General features: G+C 73.6%; 15 protein-coding genes and 2 pseudogenes. 11 read left to right on the top strand and 6 right to left on the bottom strand.

All coding sequences use genetic code 11. From position 1 onward, the window contains the following. Positions 1-83 precede the first annotated feature (83 nt). Positions 84-1,451, top strand: a complete 1,368-nt coding sequence (gene mycP / locus GA0070608_RS11420) for a type VII secretion-associated serine protease mycosin (protein ID WP_411970793.1) — start codon at positions 84-86, stop codon at positions 1,449-1,451. A 30-nt stretch (positions 1,452-1,481) separates the two neighbouring features. Next, entirely contained in the window at positions 1,482-2,252 is a 771-nt protein-coding gene (locus GA0070608_RS11415) for a phosphatase PAP2 family protein (RefSeq protein ID WP_091626446.1), read from the top strand. A gap of 28 nt (positions 2,253-2,280) precedes the next feature. Here GA0070608_RS11415 and GA0070608_RS11410 read toward each other — a convergent pair whose 3' ends face one another. The 6 genes from GA0070608_RS11410 to GA0070608_RS11385 all read right to left on the bottom strand — a co-directional run bounded on the left by GA0070608_RS11410 (position 2,281) and on the right by GA0070608_RS11385 (position 7,657). Beyond that, positions 2,281-3,459 (bottom strand): MarP family serine protease, encoded by a 1,179-nt coding sequence (locus tag GA0070608_RS11410; protein ID WP_091626443.1) that lies wholly within the window; start codon positions 3,457-3,459, stop codon positions 2,281-2,283. Positions 3,460-3,522: 63 nt separating this feature from the next. Further along, positions 3,523-4,215, bottom strand: coding sequence for an NUDIX hydrolase (locus GA0070608_RS11405; RefSeq protein ID WP_091626440.1), 693 nt, complete (start codon positions 4,213-4,215; stop codon positions 3,523-3,525). Positions 4,216-4,252: 37 nt separating this feature from the next. Beyond that, positions 4,253-4,876: a TlpA family protein disulfide reductase gene (locus tag GA0070608_RS11400; RefSeq protein WP_091626437.1), complete on the bottom strand. Its 624-nt coding sequence runs from the start codon at positions 4,874-4,876 to the stop codon at positions 4,253-4,255. 55 nt (positions 4,877-4,931) lie between these two features. Beyond that, positions 4,932-5,720, bottom strand: coding sequence for an endonuclease III (gene nth / locus GA0070608_RS11395; RefSeq protein WP_176733695.1), 789 nt, complete (start codon positions 5,718-5,720; stop codon positions 4,932-4,934). A gap of 60 nt (positions 5,721-5,780) precedes the next feature. Then, positions 5,781-6,935, bottom strand: a complete 1,155-nt coding sequence (locus GA0070608_RS11390) for a CapA family protein (RefSeq protein WP_091626432.1) — start codon at positions 6,933-6,935, stop codon at positions 5,781-5,783. Between the two features lie 56 nt (positions 6,936-6,991). Continuing rightward, a complete protein-coding gene (locus tag GA0070608_RS11385) occupies positions 6,992-7,657 on the bottom strand; it encodes an adenosylcobinamide amidohydrolase (protein WP_091626428.1) in 666 nt (221 codons plus the stop codon). A 220-nt stretch (positions 7,658-7,877) separates the two neighbouring features. On the opposite strand from GA0070608_RS11385, the gene GA0070608_RS11380 reads away from it, so the two are divergent. From GA0070608_RS11380 to GA0070608_RS11340, 9 genes and pseudogenes are all read left to right on the top strand, one after another. Further along, complete coding sequence (locus GA0070608_RS11380) at positions 7,878-8,555, top strand: Crp/Fnr family transcriptional regulator (RefSeq protein WP_091626426.1); 678 nt, start codon at positions 7,878-7,880, stop codon at positions 8,553-8,555. 88 nt (positions 8,556-8,643) lie between these two features. Beyond that, positions 8,644-9,387 carry a metallophosphoesterase family protein gene (locus GA0070608_RS11375; protein WP_091626423.1) on the top strand — a complete coding sequence of 248 codons (744 nt, stop codon included), beginning with the start codon at positions 8,644-8,646 and terminating at the stop codon, positions 9,385-9,387. 369 nt (positions 9,388-9,756) lie between these two features. Beyond that, positions 9,757-10,359, top strand: coding sequence for a TetR/AcrR family transcriptional regulator (locus GA0070608_RS11370; RefSeq protein WP_091626419.1), 603 nt, complete (start codon positions 9,757-9,759; stop codon positions 10,357-10,359). 40 nt (positions 10,360-10,399) lie between these two features. Further along, positions 10,400-11,185, top strand: a pseudogene (locus tag GA0070608_RS11365) (TIGR03084 family metal-binding protein); the annotation flags it as partial. A gap of 95 nt (positions 11,186-11,280) precedes the next feature. Next, positions 11,281-12,984, top strand: a pseudogene (locus GA0070608_RS11360) (acyclic terpene utilization AtuA family protein); the annotation flags it as partial. Positions 12,985-13,100: 116 nt separating this feature from the next. Further along, entirely contained in the window at positions 13,101-14,240 is a 1,140-nt protein-coding gene (locus GA0070608_RS11355; protein WP_091626412.1) for an acyl-CoA dehydrogenase family protein, read from the top strand. Further along, positions 14,237-15,838, top strand: a complete 1,602-nt coding sequence (locus tag GA0070608_RS11350) for an acyl-CoA carboxylase subunit beta (RefSeq protein WP_091626410.1) — start codon at positions 14,237-14,239, stop codon at positions 15,836-15,838. Before GA0070608_RS11355 ends, GA0070608_RS11350 begins: the two co-directional genes overlap by 4 nt. A gap of 40 nt (positions 15,839-15,878) precedes the next feature. Continuing rightward, positions 15,879-17,888, top strand: coding sequence for an ATP-binding protein (locus tag GA0070608_RS11345; RefSeq protein ID WP_091626408.1), 2,010 nt, complete (start codon positions 15,879-15,881; stop codon positions 17,886-17,888). A gap of 16 nt (positions 17,889-17,904) precedes the next feature. Beyond that, positions 17,905-19,068, top strand: a complete 1,164-nt coding sequence (locus GA0070608_RS11340) for an acyl-CoA dehydrogenase family protein (RefSeq protein WP_091626405.1) — start codon at positions 17,905-17,907, stop codon at positions 19,066-19,068. Positions 19,069-19,304: the final 236 nt, after the last annotated feature.

The following is a 19,304-nucleotide window of genomic DNA, read 5'->3' as shown; positions in this document are numbered from 1 at the left end:
TGTCCCCGGAACGGCCCGCAAGGCCGCGAGGAACCGGTAATCTCCGATCGTCATGTTTGCGTCGCGATGAATGCCTGAGGGATGTGACGACCGTGCGGCACAGCTGTCCGCCAGCGGTTCGGCGGATCGCCGGACGTACGTTGCTCGGCATGGCGGCCGTCGTCGTGTCCGTCGCGGGTCCGGTCACGGCGGCCGACGCCGCTCCTCGGCAGCCCGCCGCCCGACCGGTCCTCCACCAGACGGCCACCGTCGTCCTCGCGGCCCCCGACAGCAAGAACCGCCCCGACCAGGTCCGCGACGAGCAGTGGCAGCTCGACATGTTGCGGGCGAAGAGCGCGTGGCGCAGTTCGACCGGGCGGGGAGTCACCGTCGCGGTGATCGACTCAGGCGTGGACGCCGCCCATCCCGACCTGGCCGGCCAGGTGTTGCCCGGCCTCGACCTGGTCGCACCCCGGGGCTCGGCCGGCGATCCCGATCCGGTCGGCCACGGCACCACGGTGGCCGGTTTGATCGCCGGCCGCAGCGACGACAAGCGGGGGGCCGTCGGCCTGGCGCCGGACGCCCGGATCCTCCCGGTCCGCGTCCTCGACGCCGAGAACCGCTACGACGACGCGCTGATCGTCGCCAAGGGCGTGCGCTGGGCCGTCGACAACGGCGCCCGCGTGATCAACCTGTCTCTCGGCGGCAGCGGCGACAGCCCCGCCCTGGCGGCGGCGCTCGACTACGCCTTCGTCCGGGACGTCGTCGTGGTGGCCTGCACCGGCAACCTGGGCGCCTCGTCCGACTCGAAGGTCTGGTACCCGGCGCGTGAGCCGGGCGTCATCGCGGTCGCCGGGTCGGAGCGCGACAGCGACAACCTCTGGTCCGGTTCGATCACCGGGCGGGCCACCGTGCTCACCGCCCCCGCCACCGGCCTGGTCGGGGCCCGGCCGGGCGGCTACTGGCGGGTGCAGGGCACCAGCTTCGCGGCACCGCTGGTCGCCGCCACCGCCGCGCTGGTGCGGGCCCGCTACCCGGAGATGTCCGCCGGCGACGTGGTCAACCGGCTGCTCAGCACCGCCCGCGACATCGGCCCGACCGGCCGGGACGACCGCTTCGGGTACGGCATGGTCGACCCGGTCGCCGCGCTGGACGCCGAGGTGAGTTCGGTGGGCCGCAACCCGCTGGACGACCAGTCCTCGCCGGGCGTGGTCGGGTTCGGCCCGGCACCGGGGTCGACTCAGCCCGACGTCGCGAGGGTCGGCGGTGACCCGCTCGGCTTCACCGCCCCGCGCCAGCAGTCCCGGTGGGCGGCGCAGCCGGCGGGCGGGCACGAGGAGAGCACGCCGGAGCAGTTGTGGACCGGGGCAGCGTTCTTCGTCGCCGTGCTGGCCGGGGCGGCGCTGATGGTGCGCCGGTTCCGCCGGTGGACCCCGCTGGCCTCGCCGGTGGATGGCCCGGACCGGGTCTGACCGGGCCGCGTTCCGGGTAGGACGAGTGTCATGAGCCGGTCCGGCCCACGTACCCTCGCCGCCCCGCCACGATCCACGTGGCGGGGCCGCCGCCTGCACCCGGACGACGCCCGGGGCCTCCGGCTGACCCTCGCCGCGGGGGCCGCGTTCCTGGTGGCGGTGCCGTTCACGCTGCTGGCGGTACTGGTCCTGGGAGACTGGTCCCCGCTGCGCCGGCTGGACACGGCGGTCACCGACGCGCTGGCCGGCCACGCCGCCGACCACCCGGCGTGGGTACGCCTGCTGACCCTCTGGACCGACGTGTTCGCCCCGATGCCGCTACGCGTCGGGGCCCTGCTCCTGGTCCTCTGGCTGGTCCGTCGGGGTGCCCGGCAGCTGGCGGTCTGGGTGGCCGTCACCATAACGGTCGGTGGCCTGCTCAGCCCGCTGCTCAAGCTGCTCTTCGGTCGGCCCCGGCCGGACCTGCCCGACCCGGTGGCCGAGGCGCCCGGCCTGGCCTTCCCGTCCGGGCACGCGCTCAACGCCGCCCTCGCCGCCGGGGTGCTGCTGGTGGTCTTCCTCCCGTACGCCCGCCCGGTCGCGCGCCGGGTGCTCTGGTCGGCCGCCCTGCTGCTCGCCCTGGTGACCGGGTTCAGCCGGGTGGCCCTCGGCGTGCACTGGACCAGCGACGTGCTGGCCGGCTGGCTGCTCGGCGCGGCCGTGGTGGCCGCGACCGCCGCCGCCCTCACCGTCTGGCGGGCCGTCCCGGCCGGCCGGCCGGCACCCGAGGGTCACGGGCCGGCGGCAGGCGTCGGGAGCTGACCGGCGGCAGACGTGACGCGCTGACCGGTCAGGTGCACTCGCCGGTGCCGACGGCGCGGGTGCGCTCGGCTCCGGCCAGGGCCACCGGACGGGCCTCGGCCGCGGTCACCGCGAAACCGGTGTTCGGGTCGTCGGCCGCCGCCGCGAAGATCACACCGAGCACCAGTCCGTTCGAGGAGACCAGCGGGCCGCCGGAGTTGCCGCTCTGCACGAGCGCGCGGATCGTGTAGACCTCCCGGGTCACGTTGCCGGCGGAGTAGATGTCCGGCCCGGTGATCCGGTCGACGTCCCGGATCCGCGCCGACTGGGCGTTGTACGGCCCGTCGAGCGGAAAGCCCAGCACGATCGCGTCCGCGCCGCTGCCCGCGTTGCCGGCGGCGAAACGCATCGACGGACCGGGCAGCCCGGGGACGTGCAGCACGGCCAGGTCCCGGTCGGGGTCGTAGACGACCACCTTGCTGTCGTACCGGTCGCCGTTGAGCTCGATGACGGTGGATCGGGTGCCGGCGACGACGTGGGCGTTGGTCATCACCCGGTCGTCGGCGTAGACGAAGCCGGAGCCCTCGATCCGGCGCGAACAACTCGGGGCGGAGCCGAGCACCTTGACCACCGAACGCTGGCTGTTGACCACCACCTGTGAGCCGGCGAGCGCCGGGTCGGGCGGGGACACCTGCCGGGCCCGGGTGGGTGCCAGGTCGCCGAAGACATCGGGGAAGCCGTTGGTGTCGACGGTGTCCCGCAGCGCCGTGGAGAGCTGCTGCGCCTGGTCGGGCAGGACCCGGTCGACCACGGTGAGCAGCGCGCTGTTGCGTACCGAGGATGCCAGCCAGGGCAGCGACGACGAGCCGAGCGGCACCGCGACGAGCCAGGCGACCAGCAGCACGGCGAAGAGCGAGACGAACGCCCCGCCGATGTCGTCGACCCGCTTGACGACGTCGTTGGTGATCGTCTTGCGCAGGTGGGAACCGATCCAGCCGGCGAGCGCCTGACCGACCACCGCCAGCCCGAAGATCGCCACCAGGGAGATCAGCACCCGGGTGCCGCTGGCGACGAACTGCTGGGCCAGCAGCGGCCCCACCTGGAGTCCCACCAGCGCGCCCAGGAAGAACCCGGAGAACGACAGCACCCCGATGACGAACCCCTGGCGGTATCCGCTGATCGCGAACACGAGCATGAGCAGCAGCAGTACGAGATCCACGGCGGACACCCGTCAAGCGTACGGGCACCGCGCCCGCGAGATGACCATCGGTTGCGGAAGGTGACCGTCCGGTCAGCGCACCGGGGTCTCGTCGACCGCGTCGGTGCCGGCCGAGGGTGCCGGGGCGGCCCCGGTCGGCGGCAGCTCCACGACCCGGTCGCGCGGCCACGGCCGGGCCCAACCGCCCATCTCCAGCAGGGCGGACAGCACCCCGGCGGTGAACCCCCAGACCAGCATCCCGCGCGCCGAGAAGGCCGGACCGATCCAACCACTCGGGTGGCGGACCCGCATCCGGTTCGCCGGGTCGATCAGCTCGGTGACGGGCAGCCGGGCCACGTGTGCCACCTCGGCCGGCTCCCGGGGATGCACCGGGTGCGGGTCGTGCCACCAGGCGAGCACGGGGGTGACCACGAAGTCGCTGACCGGGATCCAGAGCTTCGGCAGCTCCGCCATGACGGTGACGCTGGCCGGGTCGAGGCCGACCTCCTCGTTCGCCTCGCGCAGCGCGGTCGCCCGGACGTCGGCGTCCTCGGGGTCGGCCGCGCCGCCGGGGAAGGCGGGCTGGCCGGCGTGGTTGCGCAGGGTGGCCGCCCGCTGGAGGATCAGCACGTCCGGGCCCGTGTCGGGCTGCTCGCCGAGCAGCACCAGCACCGCGCTCTCCCGCCCTCCGCTCTCGGGGGTGACCAGCCGGGTGAAGTCCTCGCTGCGCGCGCTGCCGAGCCGGGTCACCAGCGGGTCGAGCCAGCCCGGCGGCCGGCGGCTCACGCCGGCACCCCCGCGCCCCGCCGCGCCCGTCTGCGGCTCACGTTGGCACCGTCAGGCCGAGGTGCTGGCGGACGAGCTCCGCCAGGCGGGCGTCGTCCAGGGCGCCGGAGGAGTCGACGTGCCGGACGCGGCCCTGCCCGTCGACGAAGACGGTCACGGGGATGCCCTTGGCTCTGAGCGCCCGTTTGAACGACTCGCCCTGGTCGAACAGGACGGGGAAGCGGAGGCCGAAGTCCTCACCGGCCCCCTTCGCGGCCTCGCGGCTGTCCTGGTTGTTGACCCCGATGACGTGCAGCCGGCCGGCGGCCCGCTCGCTGAGCCGCTGGAAGGCGGGCAGTTCCTTGCGGCAGGGCGGGCACCAGGAGGCCCAGACGTTGATCACCGCAGGGCCGCGCACGTCCCGCAGGGCGACCGGGGCACCGCCGGTGAAGCAGTTCAGGGTCAGCTCGGGTAACGCCTGCCCCCCGGCCCCGGACGGGGGGGCCGGTGCGGCGGACGCGGGTGGCGTACCGAGGGCGGAGCAGTCCTGGAAGGGCGACGGCCGGTTGGCGGCGGCCTGCTGCCGGTCGGACGGGCCCGGGTCCTTCTCCTCGGTGCCGGCGGTACACCCCGCGACGGCCAGCAGCACGGGCACCAGCAGGGCGGCAAGTCGGCGGTTCATCGGTTCACCGTGGTTCGCGACTGTGGGGCTCGCAACACCGGCTCGCTCCTCGTGCTCACGGTGCCTCCGCCACGACGGCCTGGACCGGCACCAGTTCCGGGTCGACCCCGGCCGCCACCGCCAGGTCCCGGGCCCGGGGGCCCTTGAGCAGCTTCGCGGCCGCCGCCGGGTCGGTCGGGCCGGTGCCGTACGAGGGGCAGAGTTTCACCAGCGTGCACGCGCCGCAGGCCGGCTTGCGGGCGTGGCAGACCCGCCGGCCGTGGAAGATGATCCGGTGCGACAGCATGGTCCAGTCGCGCCGGGGGAAGAGCGCCCCGATCGCGTGCTCGATCTTGACCGGGTCGGTCTCGGCGGTCAGCCGCCAGCGCTGGACCAGCCGCTGGAAGTGGGTGTCGACCGTGATCCCGGGGACGTCGAAGGCGTTGCCGAGGATGACGTTGGCGGTCTTGCGGCCGATGCCGGGCAGCGTCACCAGGTCGGCGAGCTTGCCCGGGATCCGGCCGTCGTACCGCTCCACGAGGGCCTGGCCGAGCTTGATCAGCGAGTCGGTCTTGTTGCGGTAGAAGCCGGTGGGCCGGATCAACTCCTCCAGCTCCGCCCGGTCCGCCCCCGCGTAGTCGGCGGCCCTCGGGTAGCGGGCGAAGAGCTTCGGGGTGACCTCGTTGACCTTCTTGTCCGTGCACTGCGCGGAGAGGATCGTCGCGACGGCCAGCTCCAGGGGGTTGGAGTGGTCCAGTTCACAGTGCGCGTCGGGGTGGGTGTCGGTCAGCGCCCGGCCGATCCGGCGGGCGCGACGGGTGCGCCCGAGATCGGTCTCGGTGAAGCCGGAAGAGCTCGTGGTCACGCCGGCCAGCCTACGTCGCCCGGCCGACGGTCGGCCGGGGCCACGCGTCGTACGGCCCGGTCAGCCGCCCTGCGGCGCGCTGATCGCGCCGGAGTCGTCGAACCCGGCGCCGGTCTCCGGGAAGTCACTCTTGGTCAACTGCTTCAACAGGCCGAGCCCACGGTCGTCGCGGTCCATGGTCGGCTTGCCGATGGAGTTCATGTACGTCGAGGCGAACGAGCCGCCGGCCCAGCTGCCGTCCGGCTTCAGCGACACCTTGAGCACCCCGCCCCAGCCGAGCCGGCCGGCGTTGCTCAGCGAGTTGCCCCCGCCGGCGAAGTTGCCCAGGCTGTACGCGATCAGCCGGCCCTTGTAGAACTCCATGCCGCGCAGCACGTGCGGGCCGTGCCCGACGATCAGATCCGCCCCGGCGTCGATCATCGCCTTGGAGAACTTGACCGGGTCGCCCCGGTTCTCGCCGAGGAACATCTCGGTGCCCGGCCGCACCCGCGTCTTCTCGGAGCCCTCGCCGCCCATGTGCACCTGCACCACGACCACGTCGGCCATGCCGGCCGCCTTGGTGATCACCTTCTTCGCCGCAGCGATGTTGGTGAGGCTGTTGGACCAGACGTACGACGAGAAGCCGGCGACCGCGACCTTGACCCCCTTGACGTCGACCACGGTGATCTGGTCGGGCGCCCCGGTGTGCGCGAGGTCGTACTTCTCCAGCGCCTTCTGGGTGTTCTCGTAGCCCTTCGGGCCGAAGTCGTAGCCGTGATTGTTGGCCTGGTTGAGCAGGTCGAAGCCGGCGTCGCGCAGGTGCGCGGCGTACTCGGGCGGGGCCCGGAACTGGAAGCAGCGGGTCGAGTTCGGGCCACACTTGCCGGTGCCGGTGTCGACGGTGAGTGGCTCCTCCAGGTTGCCCATCACCAGGTCGGCGGCGAGCGCCTTCTCGACCGAGTCGAAGAAGCCCTTCCCGCCGTTGGGGGGCAGCCGATTCGGCGCGTTGCCGATGATGATGTCGCCGGTCGCCGAGAGCGAGATCGCCTGCTCGGCGGGCTTCGTGGGCTCGCCCGAGCGGACCGGGGTGCCGGTGTCACCACCACCCGCGCCGGTCTCCCAGACGGCGTCGGCCCCGGAATCGGGACCCCCGCAGCCGGCGGTGAGCAGGACGGCGAGCAGCGCGCCGAGGGCGACTGCGGCGCGGCGACGCGGAGGGGAGGCGGCAGCGTACATCGAGCGCGACCCTATCGGGTGTGCAACGCCGAAACGAGAGCCGATCGGGTGAAGTATCAGCTTGCCGGTCGGTCCGACCACGGGACCACGGTGCCCACGCCGCCGCCGGCCGTCACCGCGGCGTGCACGGCCCGGGCCAGCGGGGCGCCCCAGGTGGAGCGCGGTCCGCCGTACGCCGACTCCGGGCCGTCGACCGGGCAGAGGACGGTGACCGCGTCGGTCGGGGTGCCGGTGCCCGGCACGCCCAGTTCCGCGATCGCCTGCACCTTCGCCTCGGTGGCCGTGGCCACCGCGTTGACCAGGGCGGCGTCGCCGAGCCGGGCCGGGACGTACACCACGATGTTGACGGTGCCGACCCGCTGGGCCAGCGCCGCCGGGGCGGGCTCCGCCGCCCGGACCGGGGTGCCCAGGCCGACCGTCGCCCAGACCCGCACGCCGGTGTCCGTCCGGGCGACCAGCTCGGCGACGTCCACCCCGGTCAGCAGGCCCACCCCGGGCCCGTCGAGGTCGAGCCGGTCGGCCAGTTCGGCCAGGTGGTCGGCGGGATCGTCCCGGTCGTACGACATGGGCACGGTCGCGTTGACGACCCAGTGCCGGACGCCGATCCCGCCGCCCAGCGGCGCGGAACTGACCGCGCGCAGCGGGCGGTCGGCGCGCCAGACCAACAGCGGGACGTCCCGACCGTTCTCGCGACGGGCGGTCAGCACGGGTTCACTCAGCACGTGGTGACCCTACGACCCGGGTGTCGGCGGGGCCGGCCGGCACCCGGACGGGCGCGTGATCCTACTGTTTGATCAGGTCGGGCGGGTTACGCCCAACGATCAAGATTCCAGGGGTGCTCCTCTGATTGCTGCTCACGTGCGCCTAGACTGGGCGACGCGCGAGGGGATCAGCGGACGGCGGACCCGGCCGACGGACGGCACGCGCAGGCGGAGGTGCGCGATGGATGAGGTACTGGCCCGCAGTGGAATCTTCCAGGGCGTCGACCCGGAGGCTGCCGAAGCGCTCGCCAAGGAGATGGAGACGCTGGAGGCCCGCAAGGGCGAGATCGTCTTCAACGAGGGCGAGCCCGGCGACAGTCTCTACATCCTGCTGTCCGGCAAGATCAAGGTAGGTCGGCGAGCCGCCGACGGCCGGCAGAATTTGATCGCGGTCATGGGCCCGTCGGACATGGTCGGTGAGCTGTCGCTCTTCGACCCCGGCCCACGTACGGCGACCGCCACCGCGGTCACCGACACCCGGTTGGTGCGGCTGCGCAAGCAGTCCCTTCGCCCGTGGCTGAACAACCGGCCGGAGATCGCCGAGCAGCTGCTCCGGGTGCTGGCCCGCCGGCTGCGACGGACGAACGACTCGCTGGCCGACCTGATCTTCACCGACGTGCCCGGCCGCGTCGCCAAGAACCTGCTCCAGATGGCCGGCCGCTTCGGCACCCGCGACGGCGGCGTGCTGCGGGTGACCCACGACCTCACCCAGGAGGAGATCGCCCAGCTCGTCGGCGCCTCCCGGGAGACGGTCAACAAGGCACTCGCCGACTTCGCCTCGCGTGGCTGGCTGCGCCTGGACGGCAAGAGCATCATCATCCTCGATCCGGAGCGCCTGGCCCGCCGAGCCCGCGTCTGACGTCGCCTCGGTCGGGTCCGCCCCGGGCTCCGTCTGCCCGGGGCAGAATCGCTGGACACCGGCGTGGGCCGGTGGGCACGGTGGAGCGATGCTGAACCGGGTCGCTGTTCTCTCCGACATCCACGGTGCGCTGCCGGCGCTGGAGGCCGTACTGGCCGAGCCGGACGTCGCCGCCGCCGACCTGATCGTGCTCACCGGCGACATCGCGGCCGGTCCGCAGCCGGTCGAGGTGCTGGACGTGCTCGCCGGGCTCGGCGACCGGGCCTGCTGGGTGCGGGGCAACGCGGACCGCGAGCTGGTGGAGGCACGGGCCGGCCGCCCTTCCCGGATCGACGTCTCCAACTGGGCGGCGGAGCAGCTCCGCGACGACCAGGTGGCCCGGTTGGCGGCGCTGCCGCTGACGGTGACCATGGAGATCGGCGGCCTCGGCCCGGTGCTGTTCTGCCACGCTACCCCCCGTGACGACGAGGAGGTCGTGCTCGTCGACTCCCGGATGGAACGGTGGACGGAGGTGCTGGCCGACGTGCCGGCCGAGGTGGGGACGGTCGTCTGCGGGCACACCCACATGCCGTTCACCCGGCTGGCCGACCGCCGGCTGATCGTCAACCCGGGCAGCATCGGGATGCCCTACGGTGGCCCCGGCGCCTTCTGGGCGCTCCTCGGGCCCGGGGTGCACCTGCGGCGCACCCCCTTCGACGTGGAGGCCGCCTGCGCCCGGGTGGCCGCCGAGTCGGGCTTTCCCGACGCCGCCGCGTGGGCGGACGAATACCTGCGCTCCCAGCACAGCGACGCCGACGCGCTCGCGGTGTTCGCCCCGCGCGACGGCCGCTGAACAGTCCCCGCCCTGCACCGGGGCGTCACCTCCCCGATGCCGCCTACGGTGGTTCGCCGCGCGGAGCGGTCACCTGGGTCCGGGTAACGACCGCGCAGGCTCCTGTCCGGGTGGGACCACACTTGTCACACCGTGTCGAGCTGCCCCGTCCACAGGACCAACGGCTCCTGGCGGTGCGCAGCCGACACCACGCCCCGGTCGTCATCCGCAAGACGGCCGGGCCGGGCCGGGCCGGGAACTCTGCCCCATCAGTAGGGGCAGCTCGACAGCGTCCGACCGCCTCGGCCCGTCGAAGGCCGTCGAGCCACCCTCCCACCTCCAGAAAAAGTCAGTCTTGACTGTTTGTTTCCAGGGCGGCACGCTGGCCTCGTGCCCGCATCGACCCGTGTCCCCCAGCAGGAGCGCAGCCGCGCCACCCAGGCCCGGCTGCTGGAGGCGACCGTCGAGTGCCTGGTCGAGCACGGCTGGTCCGGCACCACCACCACCGTCGTCGCGGCCCGGGCCGGCGTCTCGCGCGGCGCCCAACTGCACCACTACCCCACCAGGGCCGCGCTGGTCACGGCCGCCGTCGCCCACCTCGCCGACCGGCGGGCGGAGGAGCTGCGCACCGAGGCCGAGGCGCTGCCGCCCGGCCCGCAACGGCTCGACCGGGTGATCGACCTGCTCGGCGTGGCCTTCACCGGCCCGCTCTTCGTCGCCGCCCTCGAACTCTGGGTCGCCGCGCGCACCGACCGGGAGCTACGCGAGGCCCTGGTGCCGCTGGAGGCCCGGGTCGGCCGCGAGATGCACCGGCTCACCGTCGCGCTGCTCGACGTGGACGAACGCCGCCCGGGCGTACGCGAGGCGGTGCAGGCGACCCTCGATCTGCTCCGTGGGCTCGGCGTGGCCAACCTGCTCAACGACGACTCGTCCCGCCGCACCGCCCTGCTGCACACCTGGAAGCGCCAGCTCGCCACCCTGCTCACCCCCTGACCGCCCGCCCTCACCGGCCCGTCCAGCCCTCGGAGGCACCATGGTCGACCTCAAGGCCCTGCTCGCGGACCTGGCCGACGAGTCCGAGCAGCTCGACGACCTGGTGACCGGCCCACCGCCGGCCGACTGGAAGCAGGCCACGCCGTCGCCGGGCTGGAGCGTCGGGCACCAGATCGCCCACCTCGCCTGGACCGACCACGTGGCGCTGCTCGCCGCCACCGACGCCGAGGCGTTCCTCGCCGCCGTGGTCACCGCGTCCGACCCCGCCCGACTCGTCGACGCCGGCGCGGAGGAGTTCCTCGTCCCGTCGACCGAGCTGCTCACCCGCTGGCGGGCCGGCCGGGCGGCGCTCGCCGACGCGCTGTCACGGGTGCCGGAGGGCGGGAAGCTGCCGTGGTTCGGCACCCGGATGTCGGCCGCCTCGATGGCCACCGCCCGGATCATGGAGACCTGGGCACACGGCACGGACGTGGCCGATGCGCTCGGCGTGACCCGCCCCGGATCGGCCCGGCTGCGCCACGTCGCGCACCTCGGCTTCCGTACCCTCGGCCACAGCTTCGCCGCCCACGGCCGGCCCGCGCCGACGGAGCCGGTGCGGGTCGAGCTGGCGGCGCCGGACGGCGACACCTGGACGTACGGCCCGGCCGACGCCGCCGACCGGGTCACCGGCCCCGCCCTCGACTTCTGCCTGCTGGTCACCCAGCGGAGGCACCACGCGGACCTGGCACTGTCGGCGACCGGCCCGGTCGCCGACGCGTGGCTGGACGTCGCGCAGGCCTTCGCCGGCCCGCCCGGCCCCGGCCGCCCGCCCAAGGCCGCCAGGACCGACGCGACCAGGATGACCGGCACCAGCGCCGGGACCGACGCGACCAGGATGACCGGTGCCAGCGCCGCGAGCCGCGTGGCGGGCGAGGTGCCGGCATGAGCGAGGTGCTGCGGGTGGGCAACGCCTCCGGCTTCTACGGCGACCGGTTCGCGGCCTGGCGGGAGATGCTCGACGGCGGCGAACTGGACGTGCTGACCGGCGACTACCTGGCCGAGCTGACCATGCTGATCCTCGGCCGGGACCGGCTGCGCGACCCCGCCCTCGGCTACGCGAAGACCTTCCTGCGCCAGTTGGAGGGCTGCCTCGGCACCGCACTGGATCGTGGCGTGCGGATCGTGACCAACGCCGGCGGGCTGAACCCGGCCGGCCTGGCCGCCGCGATCGGGTCGCTCGCCGACCGGCTCGGCCTGACCGTACGGGTCGGGTACGTCGAGGGCGACGCCCTCGCCCGCCCGGACGCGCTGACGGCAAACGCCTACCTGGGGGCGTACGGCATCGCCGCCTGCCTGGACAGCGGCGCGGACGTGGTGGTCACCGGCCGGGTGACCGACGCGTCCCTGGTGGTCGGGCCGGCGATCGCCCGGTTCGGCTGGGGCCGCGACGACCTGGACGCGCTGGCCGGGGCGACCGTGGCCGGTCACCTCCTCGAGTGCGGGGCGCAGGTGACCGGGGGCAACTTCAGCTTCTTCACCGAGCTGCCCGACGGTGGGCGACGCCCCGGCTTCCCGGTCGCCGAACTGCACCCCGACGGCTCCTGTGTGATCACCAAACACCCGGGCACGGGTGGCGCGGTCACCGTGGAGACGGTCACCGCCCAGCTCCTCTACGAGATCGGCGGCCCCGCGTACCTCGGCCCGGACGTGGTGACCCGGCTGGACACGGTCGAGTTGTGCGCCGACGGGCCGGACCGGGTGCGGGTGAGCGGCGTCCGGGGCACGCCCCCGCCGGACACCCTGAAGGTGGGCGTCAACAACCTCGGCGGCTTCCGCAACTCGATGACCTTCGTCCTGTGCGGGCTCGACATCCCCGCAAAGGCGGCCCTGGTCCGGGGCCAGATCGAGGCGTCCGTCGGCCCGGAAGGGCTGGAGTTCACCCTGGCCCGCACCGACCACCCGGACGCGGCCGACACCGAGGCTGCGAGCGCGCTGCTGCACGTACACCTGCGGGACGGCGACAAGGCGCGGGCCGGGCGGGCCTTCTCGGCCGCCGCGGTGGAACTGGCCCTGGCCTCCTATCCCGGCTGCACGCTGACCACGCTGCCCGGCGACGCGACGCCCTACGGCGTGTTCACCGCCGACGCCGTGCCGCAGGACGCGGTGCCGCACGTCGCGGTGCTCCCCTCCGGCGAGCGGAAGCCGATCCCGCCGCCGTCCCGCACCGTCGGCCCCGACGAGCCGGCGCCCGCCGCCGACCCGACCGACGGCGCCGCACCGGAGGCCGACCCGCCGGCCTCGCCGGCCGACCGGCCCACCCGACGCGCGCCGCTCGGCGAGCTGGTCGGGGCCCGCTCCGGCGACAAGGGCGGCGACGCCAACCTGGGCGTCTGGGCCCGCACCGACGCGATTTGGTCGTGGCTGCGCGGCTGGCTCACCACCGACCGGCTGCACGAGCTGCTGCCGGAGACCGCGCCGCTGACCGTCCAGCGGTACGAGCTGCCGAACCTGCGGTCGGTCAACTTCGTCGTCCGGGGCCTGCTCGGGCAGGGGGTGGCCGCCTCCACCCGGTTCGATCCGCAGGCCAAGGCGCTCGGCGAGCTGCTCCGCTCCCGGCTCGTCGACCTGCCGGCGAACCTCACGCCCGGCCCGGACTCACCGCCCGGCCCGGACGCACCGCCCGGCCCGGACGCACCGCCCGGCCTGGACGCACCGCCCGGCCTGGACGCACCGCCCGGCGGCATGGCGCCCGGGGAGGGCCGATGACCATCGTGGACACGCCGGAACGGCGGCAGCTGCGGGAGCTGACCCGCGCCTTCGTCACCCGGGAGGTGCTGCCGCACCTGGACGACTGGGAGCGGGCCGGCGAGATCCCTCGCGAGCTGCACGCCACCGCCGCCAAGCTCGGCCTGCTCGGCATCGGCTTCCCGGAGGCGGTCGGCGGCAGCGGGGGCGACCTGCTCGACTCGATCATCGTCACCGAGGAGATCATCCGCTCGGGCGGCTCGTCCGGGCTGATCGCGGCGCTCTTCACGCACGGCATCGCGCTGCCGCACATCGTCGCCTCCGGCGACCCGGAGCTGATCGACCGGTACGTCCGGCCGACGCTGGCCGGCACCACGATCGGCGCGCTGGCGATCACCGAACCCGACGGCGGCTCGGACGTGGCGAGCATCCGCACCCACGCGCGGCGGAACGGCGACCACTACGTGGTCAACGGTTCGAAGACCTACATCACCAGCGGCATCCGGGCCGACTTCGTGACCACCGCCGTCTGCACCCTGCCGCCCGGCAGCGGCGCCCTGACCCTGCTGGTGATCGACAAGGACACGCCCGGCTTCACCGTCGGACGCCGGCTGGAGAAGCTCGGCTGGCACTGCTCGGACACCGCCGAGCTGTCCTTCGCCGACGTACGGGTGCCGGTGTCCAACCGGGTCGGCGAGGAGAACACGGCCTTCCTGGCGATCATGCAGAACTTCGCCGCGGAACGGCTCTCCCTCGCCACCCAGGCGTACGCCATCGCGCAGCGCTCGGTGGAGCTGGCGGTGCGCTGGTGCCGGGACCGGTCCACGTTCGGCCGTCCCCTGGCGAGCCGACAGCTCGTCCGGCACCGGCTGGCCGAGATGCACACCCGCACCGAGGCGGCCCGGGCGTACGTGCACCAGGTCGCGGCACGGGTGGCGGCGGGCGAGCCGGTGGTGACCGAGGTGGCGATGGCGAAGAACGTCGCGGTGGCCGCCTGTGCCGAGGTGGTCGACCAGGCGCTCCAGCTGCACGGCGGCTACGGCTACCTGCGCGACGCCGAGGTGGAGCGGCACTACCGGGACGCCCGGATCCTCGGCATCGGCGGCGGCACCACCGAGATCATGAACGAGATCATCGCGAAGGGCATGGGCTTATGACCACTCTGCGCAGCGCGACCGACCCGTCCTCGCCGGGGCACCGGGCCAACCGGGAGACCCTGCTGGAGCGCCTCGCCGAGCTGGACGCCGAACTCGACCGGGCCCGCTCCGGCGGCGGCGAGAAGTACGTGACCCGGCACCACAAGCGGGGCAAGCTGCTCCCCCGGGAGCGGATCGAGCTGCTGCTCGACCCGGACAGCCCGTTCCTGGAGCTGTCGCCGGTGGCCGCGTACGGCACCGACTTCCCCGTCGGCGCCAGCGTGGTGACCGGCATCGGCGTGGTCGAGGGCGTCGAGTGCCTCATCGTCGCCAACGACCCGACGGTACGCGGCGGCGCGGTGAACCCGTGGTCGCTCGCCAAGACCCGCCGGGCCGGCGAGATCGCCCTGGCCAACCGGCTGCCGATGGTGAACCTGGTCGAGTCTGCCGGCGCGGACCTGCCCACCCAGGCGGAGATCTTCATCCCGGGCGGGCGGGTGTTCCGTGACCTGACCCGGCTCTCGGCCGCGAGGATCCCCACGGTCAGCGTGGTCTTCGGCAACGCCACCGCCGGTGGCGCGTACGTGCCGGGCATGTCCGACCACGTGATCATGATTCGGGACCGGTCGCAGGTCTACCTGGCCGGGCCGCCGCTGGTGAAGATGGCCACCGGCGAGGTCACCGACGACGAGTCCCTCGGCGGGGCGGCCATGCACGCCACGACGTCGGGCCTGGCCGACTTCCTGGCGTCGGACGAGCGGGACGGCATCCGGCTGGCCCGGCAGTGCGTACGCCGGCTGAACTGGCGCAAGCAGGGCCCGCCACCGCGCAACCCGTCCCCGCAGCCGCCGAAGTACGACCCGGAGGAGCTGCTCGGCATCGCCAGCGCCGACCTGAAGGTGCCGTTCGACCCGCGCGAGGTGCTGGCCCGGGTGCTCGACGGCAGCGAGTTCGACGAGTTCAAGCCGGCCTACGGCACCGCCCTGGTCACCGGCTGGGGCGAGCTGCACGGCTACCCGGTCGGGGTGCTGGCCAACGCGCGGGGCGTGCTGTTCAGCGAGGAGGCGCAGAAGGCGGCCCAGTTCATCCAGCTCGCCAACGCCACCGACACCCCGCTGGTGTTCCTCCAGAACACCACCGGCTACATGGTCGGCACCGAGTACGAGCAGCGCGGCATCATCAAGCACGGTGCGCTCATGATCAACGCGGTGTCGAACTCGACGGTGCCGCACCTGACGGTCAACCTGGGCGCGTCGTACGGGGCCGGCAACTACGGCATGTGCGGGCGGGCGTACGAGCCACGGTTCCTGTTCACCTGGCCGAACGCCAAGTCGGCGGTGATGGGGCCGGCGCAGCTCGCCGGGGTGCTCTCCATCGTGGCCCGGCAGGCCGCCGCCGCCCGGGGCCGGGACTACGACGAGGACTCCGACACCGCGATGCGGATGATGGTCGAGCAGCAGATCGAGTCGCAGTCCGGCGCGCTCTTCCTCTCCGGCCGGCTCTACGACGACGGGGTGATCGACCCCCGGGACACCCGTACCGTGCTCGGGCTCTGCCTTTCGGCCATCCACAACGCACCGGTCAGGGGCGCCGACGGCTTCGGCGTCTTCCGGATGTGATCCCCGTGCGCAGGAATCCCCCGACCGAGAGGCAGGACCCGTGATCACCCGACTTCTCGTGGCGAACCGGGGCGAGATCGCCCGCCGGATCTTCGCCACCTGCCGGGCACTGGGCGTCGAGACGGTGGCCGTGCACTCCGACGCCGACGCCGACGCCCCGTACGTCGCCGAGGCCGACCACGCGGTCCGGCTGCCCGGGAACACGCCCGCCGAGACGTACCTGCGGATCGACCTGATCCTGGACGCGGCCCGCAGGACCGGGGCGGACGCCGTCCATCCCGGCTACGGCTTCCTCGCCGAGAACGCCGCGTTCGCCACGGCGGTGACCGACGCCGGGCTGACCTGGGTGGGGCCGCCGGCCAAGGCGATCGCCGCGATGGGCGACAAGGTGGCGGCGAAGGCGCTGCTCGCCGAGGCGGGCGTGCCGATGCTGCCCACCTGGACCGACGCCGACGAGATCACCGACTTCCCGGTGCTGGTGAAGGCGTCCGCCGGCGGCGGCGGGCGCGGTATGCGGATCGTCCGGGACGCCGCCGCGCTGGCCGAGGCCGTCGCCTCCGCCCGCCGCGAGGCGGCTGCGGCGTTCGGCGACGGCACGGTCTTCGTCGAGCGGTACGTCGAGCGCGGTCGGCACGTCGAGGTGCAGATCTTCGGCGACACGCACGGGACGGTGGCCGTCCAGGGCGTACGTGAGTGCTCGATCCAGCGCCGGCACCAGAAGCTCGTCGAGGAGGCGCCCGGCGTCCTCCCGCCCGAGGTACGCACGGCGCTGCACGAGGCGGCGGTGGCTGCCGGACGGGCGGTCGACTACGTCGGCGCGGGCACGGTGGAGTTCCTGCTCGCCCCGACCGGCGAGTTCTTCTTCCTGGAGATGAACACCCGGCTCCAGGTGGAGCACCCGGTCACCGAACTCTGCACCGGGCTGGACCTGGTCCGCCTGCAACTGATGGTCGCCGAGGGCCAACCCCTGCCGGAGAACGCCACCGACCCGCACCGGATGCGCGGCTACGCGATCGAGGTGCGGCTCTGCGCCGAGGATCCGGCGCAGGGCTGGCGTCCCGCCACCGGCACCGTGCACCGGTTCGCGGTCCCCGGGGTGGCCCGGGAGTTCGGCAACCTCCGGGCGATCGGCCTGCGACTGGACTCCGGCGTGGTGGACGGCTCGACGGTTGGCGTGTACTACGACTCGATGCTGGCGAAGGTGATCGCCTGGGGGCAGACCCGAGCGGAGGCGATCCGGCTGCTGGCCAACGCGCTGTCCCGCGCCGAGTTGCACGGCGTGACCACCAACCGGGACCTGCTGGTCCGGGTGCTGCGCAGCCCGGAGTTCGGCGCCGTGGAGATCGACACCGGTTTCCTGGACCGGCACGAGGAGGTCTTCGCCCCGCTGCTGCCCGCCGGCCAACTCCCGCTGGTGGCCCTGGCTGCCGCGCTGGCCACCGCCGCCGCCCGGCGGGCCGACATGCCGGTGCTCGCCGGGCTTCCGTCGGGCTGGCGCAACGTGCCCGCCTTCCCGCAGGTCACCCGCTATGCGGGGCCGGACGGCGAGATCGAGGTCCGCTACCGGCTGGACCGCGTCGGCGCGCTCGCTGACTGGTCCACCGACCCACCGGCCAGCCACGACGGCACCACCCCCGCCGAGCCAGCAGACAGCCCGCCGACGGTCTCGCTGGTGTCGGCCGCTCCGGACCGGGTGGTGCTCGACGTCGACGGGGTGCGGCGGGCGTACCGCGTACACCGGGTGTCCTCGGAGGTCTTCGTGGACGGCCCGGACGGGGCGGCGAGTCTGGCGGAGCTGCCGCGCTTCCCCGAGCCCACCACGGAGCTGGCGGCCGGGTCGCTGGTCGCGCCGCTGCCCGGCGCGGTGACCCGGCTGCACGTCGAGGTCGGGCAGCGGGTGGCAGCCGGTGACCTGCTGCTGACGCTGGAGGCGATGAAGCTGGAACATCCCGTGCTCGCCCCGGCCGACGGCGTGGTCGCCGAACTGCCGGTGCCGGCCGGCGGCCAGGTCGACACCGGCGCCGTGCTGGCCGTGGTCGACCCCGAGTGATCCTGGAGGACCCACGATGAACTTCGACCTCACCCCCGAGCAGGACCAGCTCCGCGACGCCGTCCGCGCGCTGGGCCGGCGGTACGGCCACGACTACTTCGTCACGAAGGCGAAGGCCGGCGAGCACACCACCGAACTGTGGACCGAGGCCGGCCGGCTGGGCTACCTCGGCGTCAACATCCCCACCGAGTACGGCGGCGGAGGCGGAGGCATCACCGAGCTGGCAATCGTCTGCGAGGAACTGGCAGCGGCCGGCTGCCCGCTGCTGCTGGTGGTGGTCTCCCCCGCCATCGCCGCCACCGTGATCAACAAGCACGGCACCGAGGAGCAGCGCAAGCGCTTCCTGCCCGGGTTCGCCGACGGCTCGCTGAAGGTGGTCTTCGCGATCACCGAGCCGGAGGCCGGCTCGAACTTCCACCGGCTCGGCACGGTGGCCCGCCGCGACGGCGACGACTGGCTGCTCTCCGGCCGCAAGTGCTACATCTCGGGCGTGGACGAGGCACAGTACGTGCTGGTGGTGGCCCGCACCGAGGACGCCTCCACCGGCAAGCTGAAGCCCGCGCTGTTCGTGGTGCCGACCGACGCGCCCGGGCTGACCCGGTCCAAGCTGGACATGGAGATCGTCTCCCCGGAGAACCAGTTCCTGCTCTACCTCGACGACGTGCGGCTGCCCGCCGACGCGCTGGTCGGCGAGTCGCTGGACGCCGGCCTGCCGGCGCTCTTCGCCGGGCTCAACCCGGAGCGGATCACGGTCGCCGCGATGGGCGCCGGCACCGGCCGGTACGCCATCGAACGGGCCAGCGAGTACACCGCCACCCGCAAGGTCTGGGGCGGCCGGACCATCGGCTCACACCAGGGTGTCGCCCACCCGCTCGCACACGCGGCCGTGCAGGTCGAACTGGCCCGCCTCATGATCCTCAAGGCGGCCAGCCTCTACGACGCGGGCCGCGACCTGGAGGCCGGGGTCTCCGGCAACATGGCCAAGTACGCCGCCGGGGAGGCTGCCGCGCTGGCCGTCGACACCGCCGTCCAGGTGCTCGGCGGGGCCGGCATGACCACCGAGTACGGCGTGGCCACGCTGCTCGGCGCGGTGCGGGCCGGCCGGATCGCCCCGGTCAGCCGCGAGATGATCCTCAACTTCGTCGCCCAGCACGTCCTCGGCCAGGACAAGTCCTACTGAGGGACCGGCGGGTGAGGGCTGCCTCGCTGGCGCAACCAGCAAACCCGACCGGAATCCGGAGCCGCGGTCAACTCCAAGCGCCGCCACGGTGCCGGCCGGCGGAGGATCCACCCGTGAAACGCTGTCAAGCCGCTGCTGTTGACCACGCTCATCCAAGGGTGATCAGGACGCCATGGACCTTAAAACGGCCAGATAACGTCCATGGTGTCCTGATCACCTGGGGACGCCCACATTCT

Origin of the sequence: Micromonospora peucetia (genome assembly GCF_900091625.1) — a bacterium.
Taxonomy (GTDB): Bacteria; Actinomycetota; Actinomycetes; order Mycobacteriales; family Micromonosporaceae; genus Micromonospora; species Micromonospora peucetia.
This window is presented reverse-complemented; position numbering and strand designations above follow the sequence as displayed.

Bases quoted from the DNA above. Each gene is read 5' to 3' on its own strand.
- GA0070608_RS11355 (WP_091626412.1), top strand. From the start codon at position 13,101: ATGACCATCGTGGACACGCCGGAACGGCGGCAGCTGCGGGAGCTGACC.
- GA0070608_RS11375 (WP_091626423.1), top strand. From the start codon at position 8,644: ATGCTGAACCGGGTCGCTGTTCTCTCCGACATCCACGGTGCGCTGCCG.
- GA0070608_RS11390 (WP_091626432.1), bottom strand. From the start codon at position 6,935: ATGTACGCTGCCGCCTCCCCTCCGCGTCGCCGCGCCGCAGTCGCCCTC.
- GA0070608_RS11340 (WP_091626405.1), top strand. From the start codon at position 17,905: ATGAACTTCGACCTCACCCCCGAGCAGGACCAGCTCCGCGACGCCGTC.
- GA0070608_RS11415 (WP_091626446.1), top strand. From the start codon at position 1,482: ATGAGCCGGTCCGGCCCACGTACCCTCGCCGCCCCGCCACGATCCACG.
- GA0070608_RS11350 (WP_091626410.1), top strand. From the start codon at position 14,237: ATGACCACTCTGCGCAGCGCGACCGACCCGTCCTCGCCGGGGCACCGG.
- GA0070608_RS11380 (WP_091626426.1), top strand. From the start codon at position 7,878: ATGGATGAGGTACTGGCCCGCAGTGGAATCTTCCAGGGCGTCGACCCG.
- GA0070608_RS11400 (WP_091626437.1), bottom strand. From the start codon at position 4,876: ATGAACCGCCGACTTGCCGCCCTGCTGGTGCCCGTGCTGCTGGCCGTC.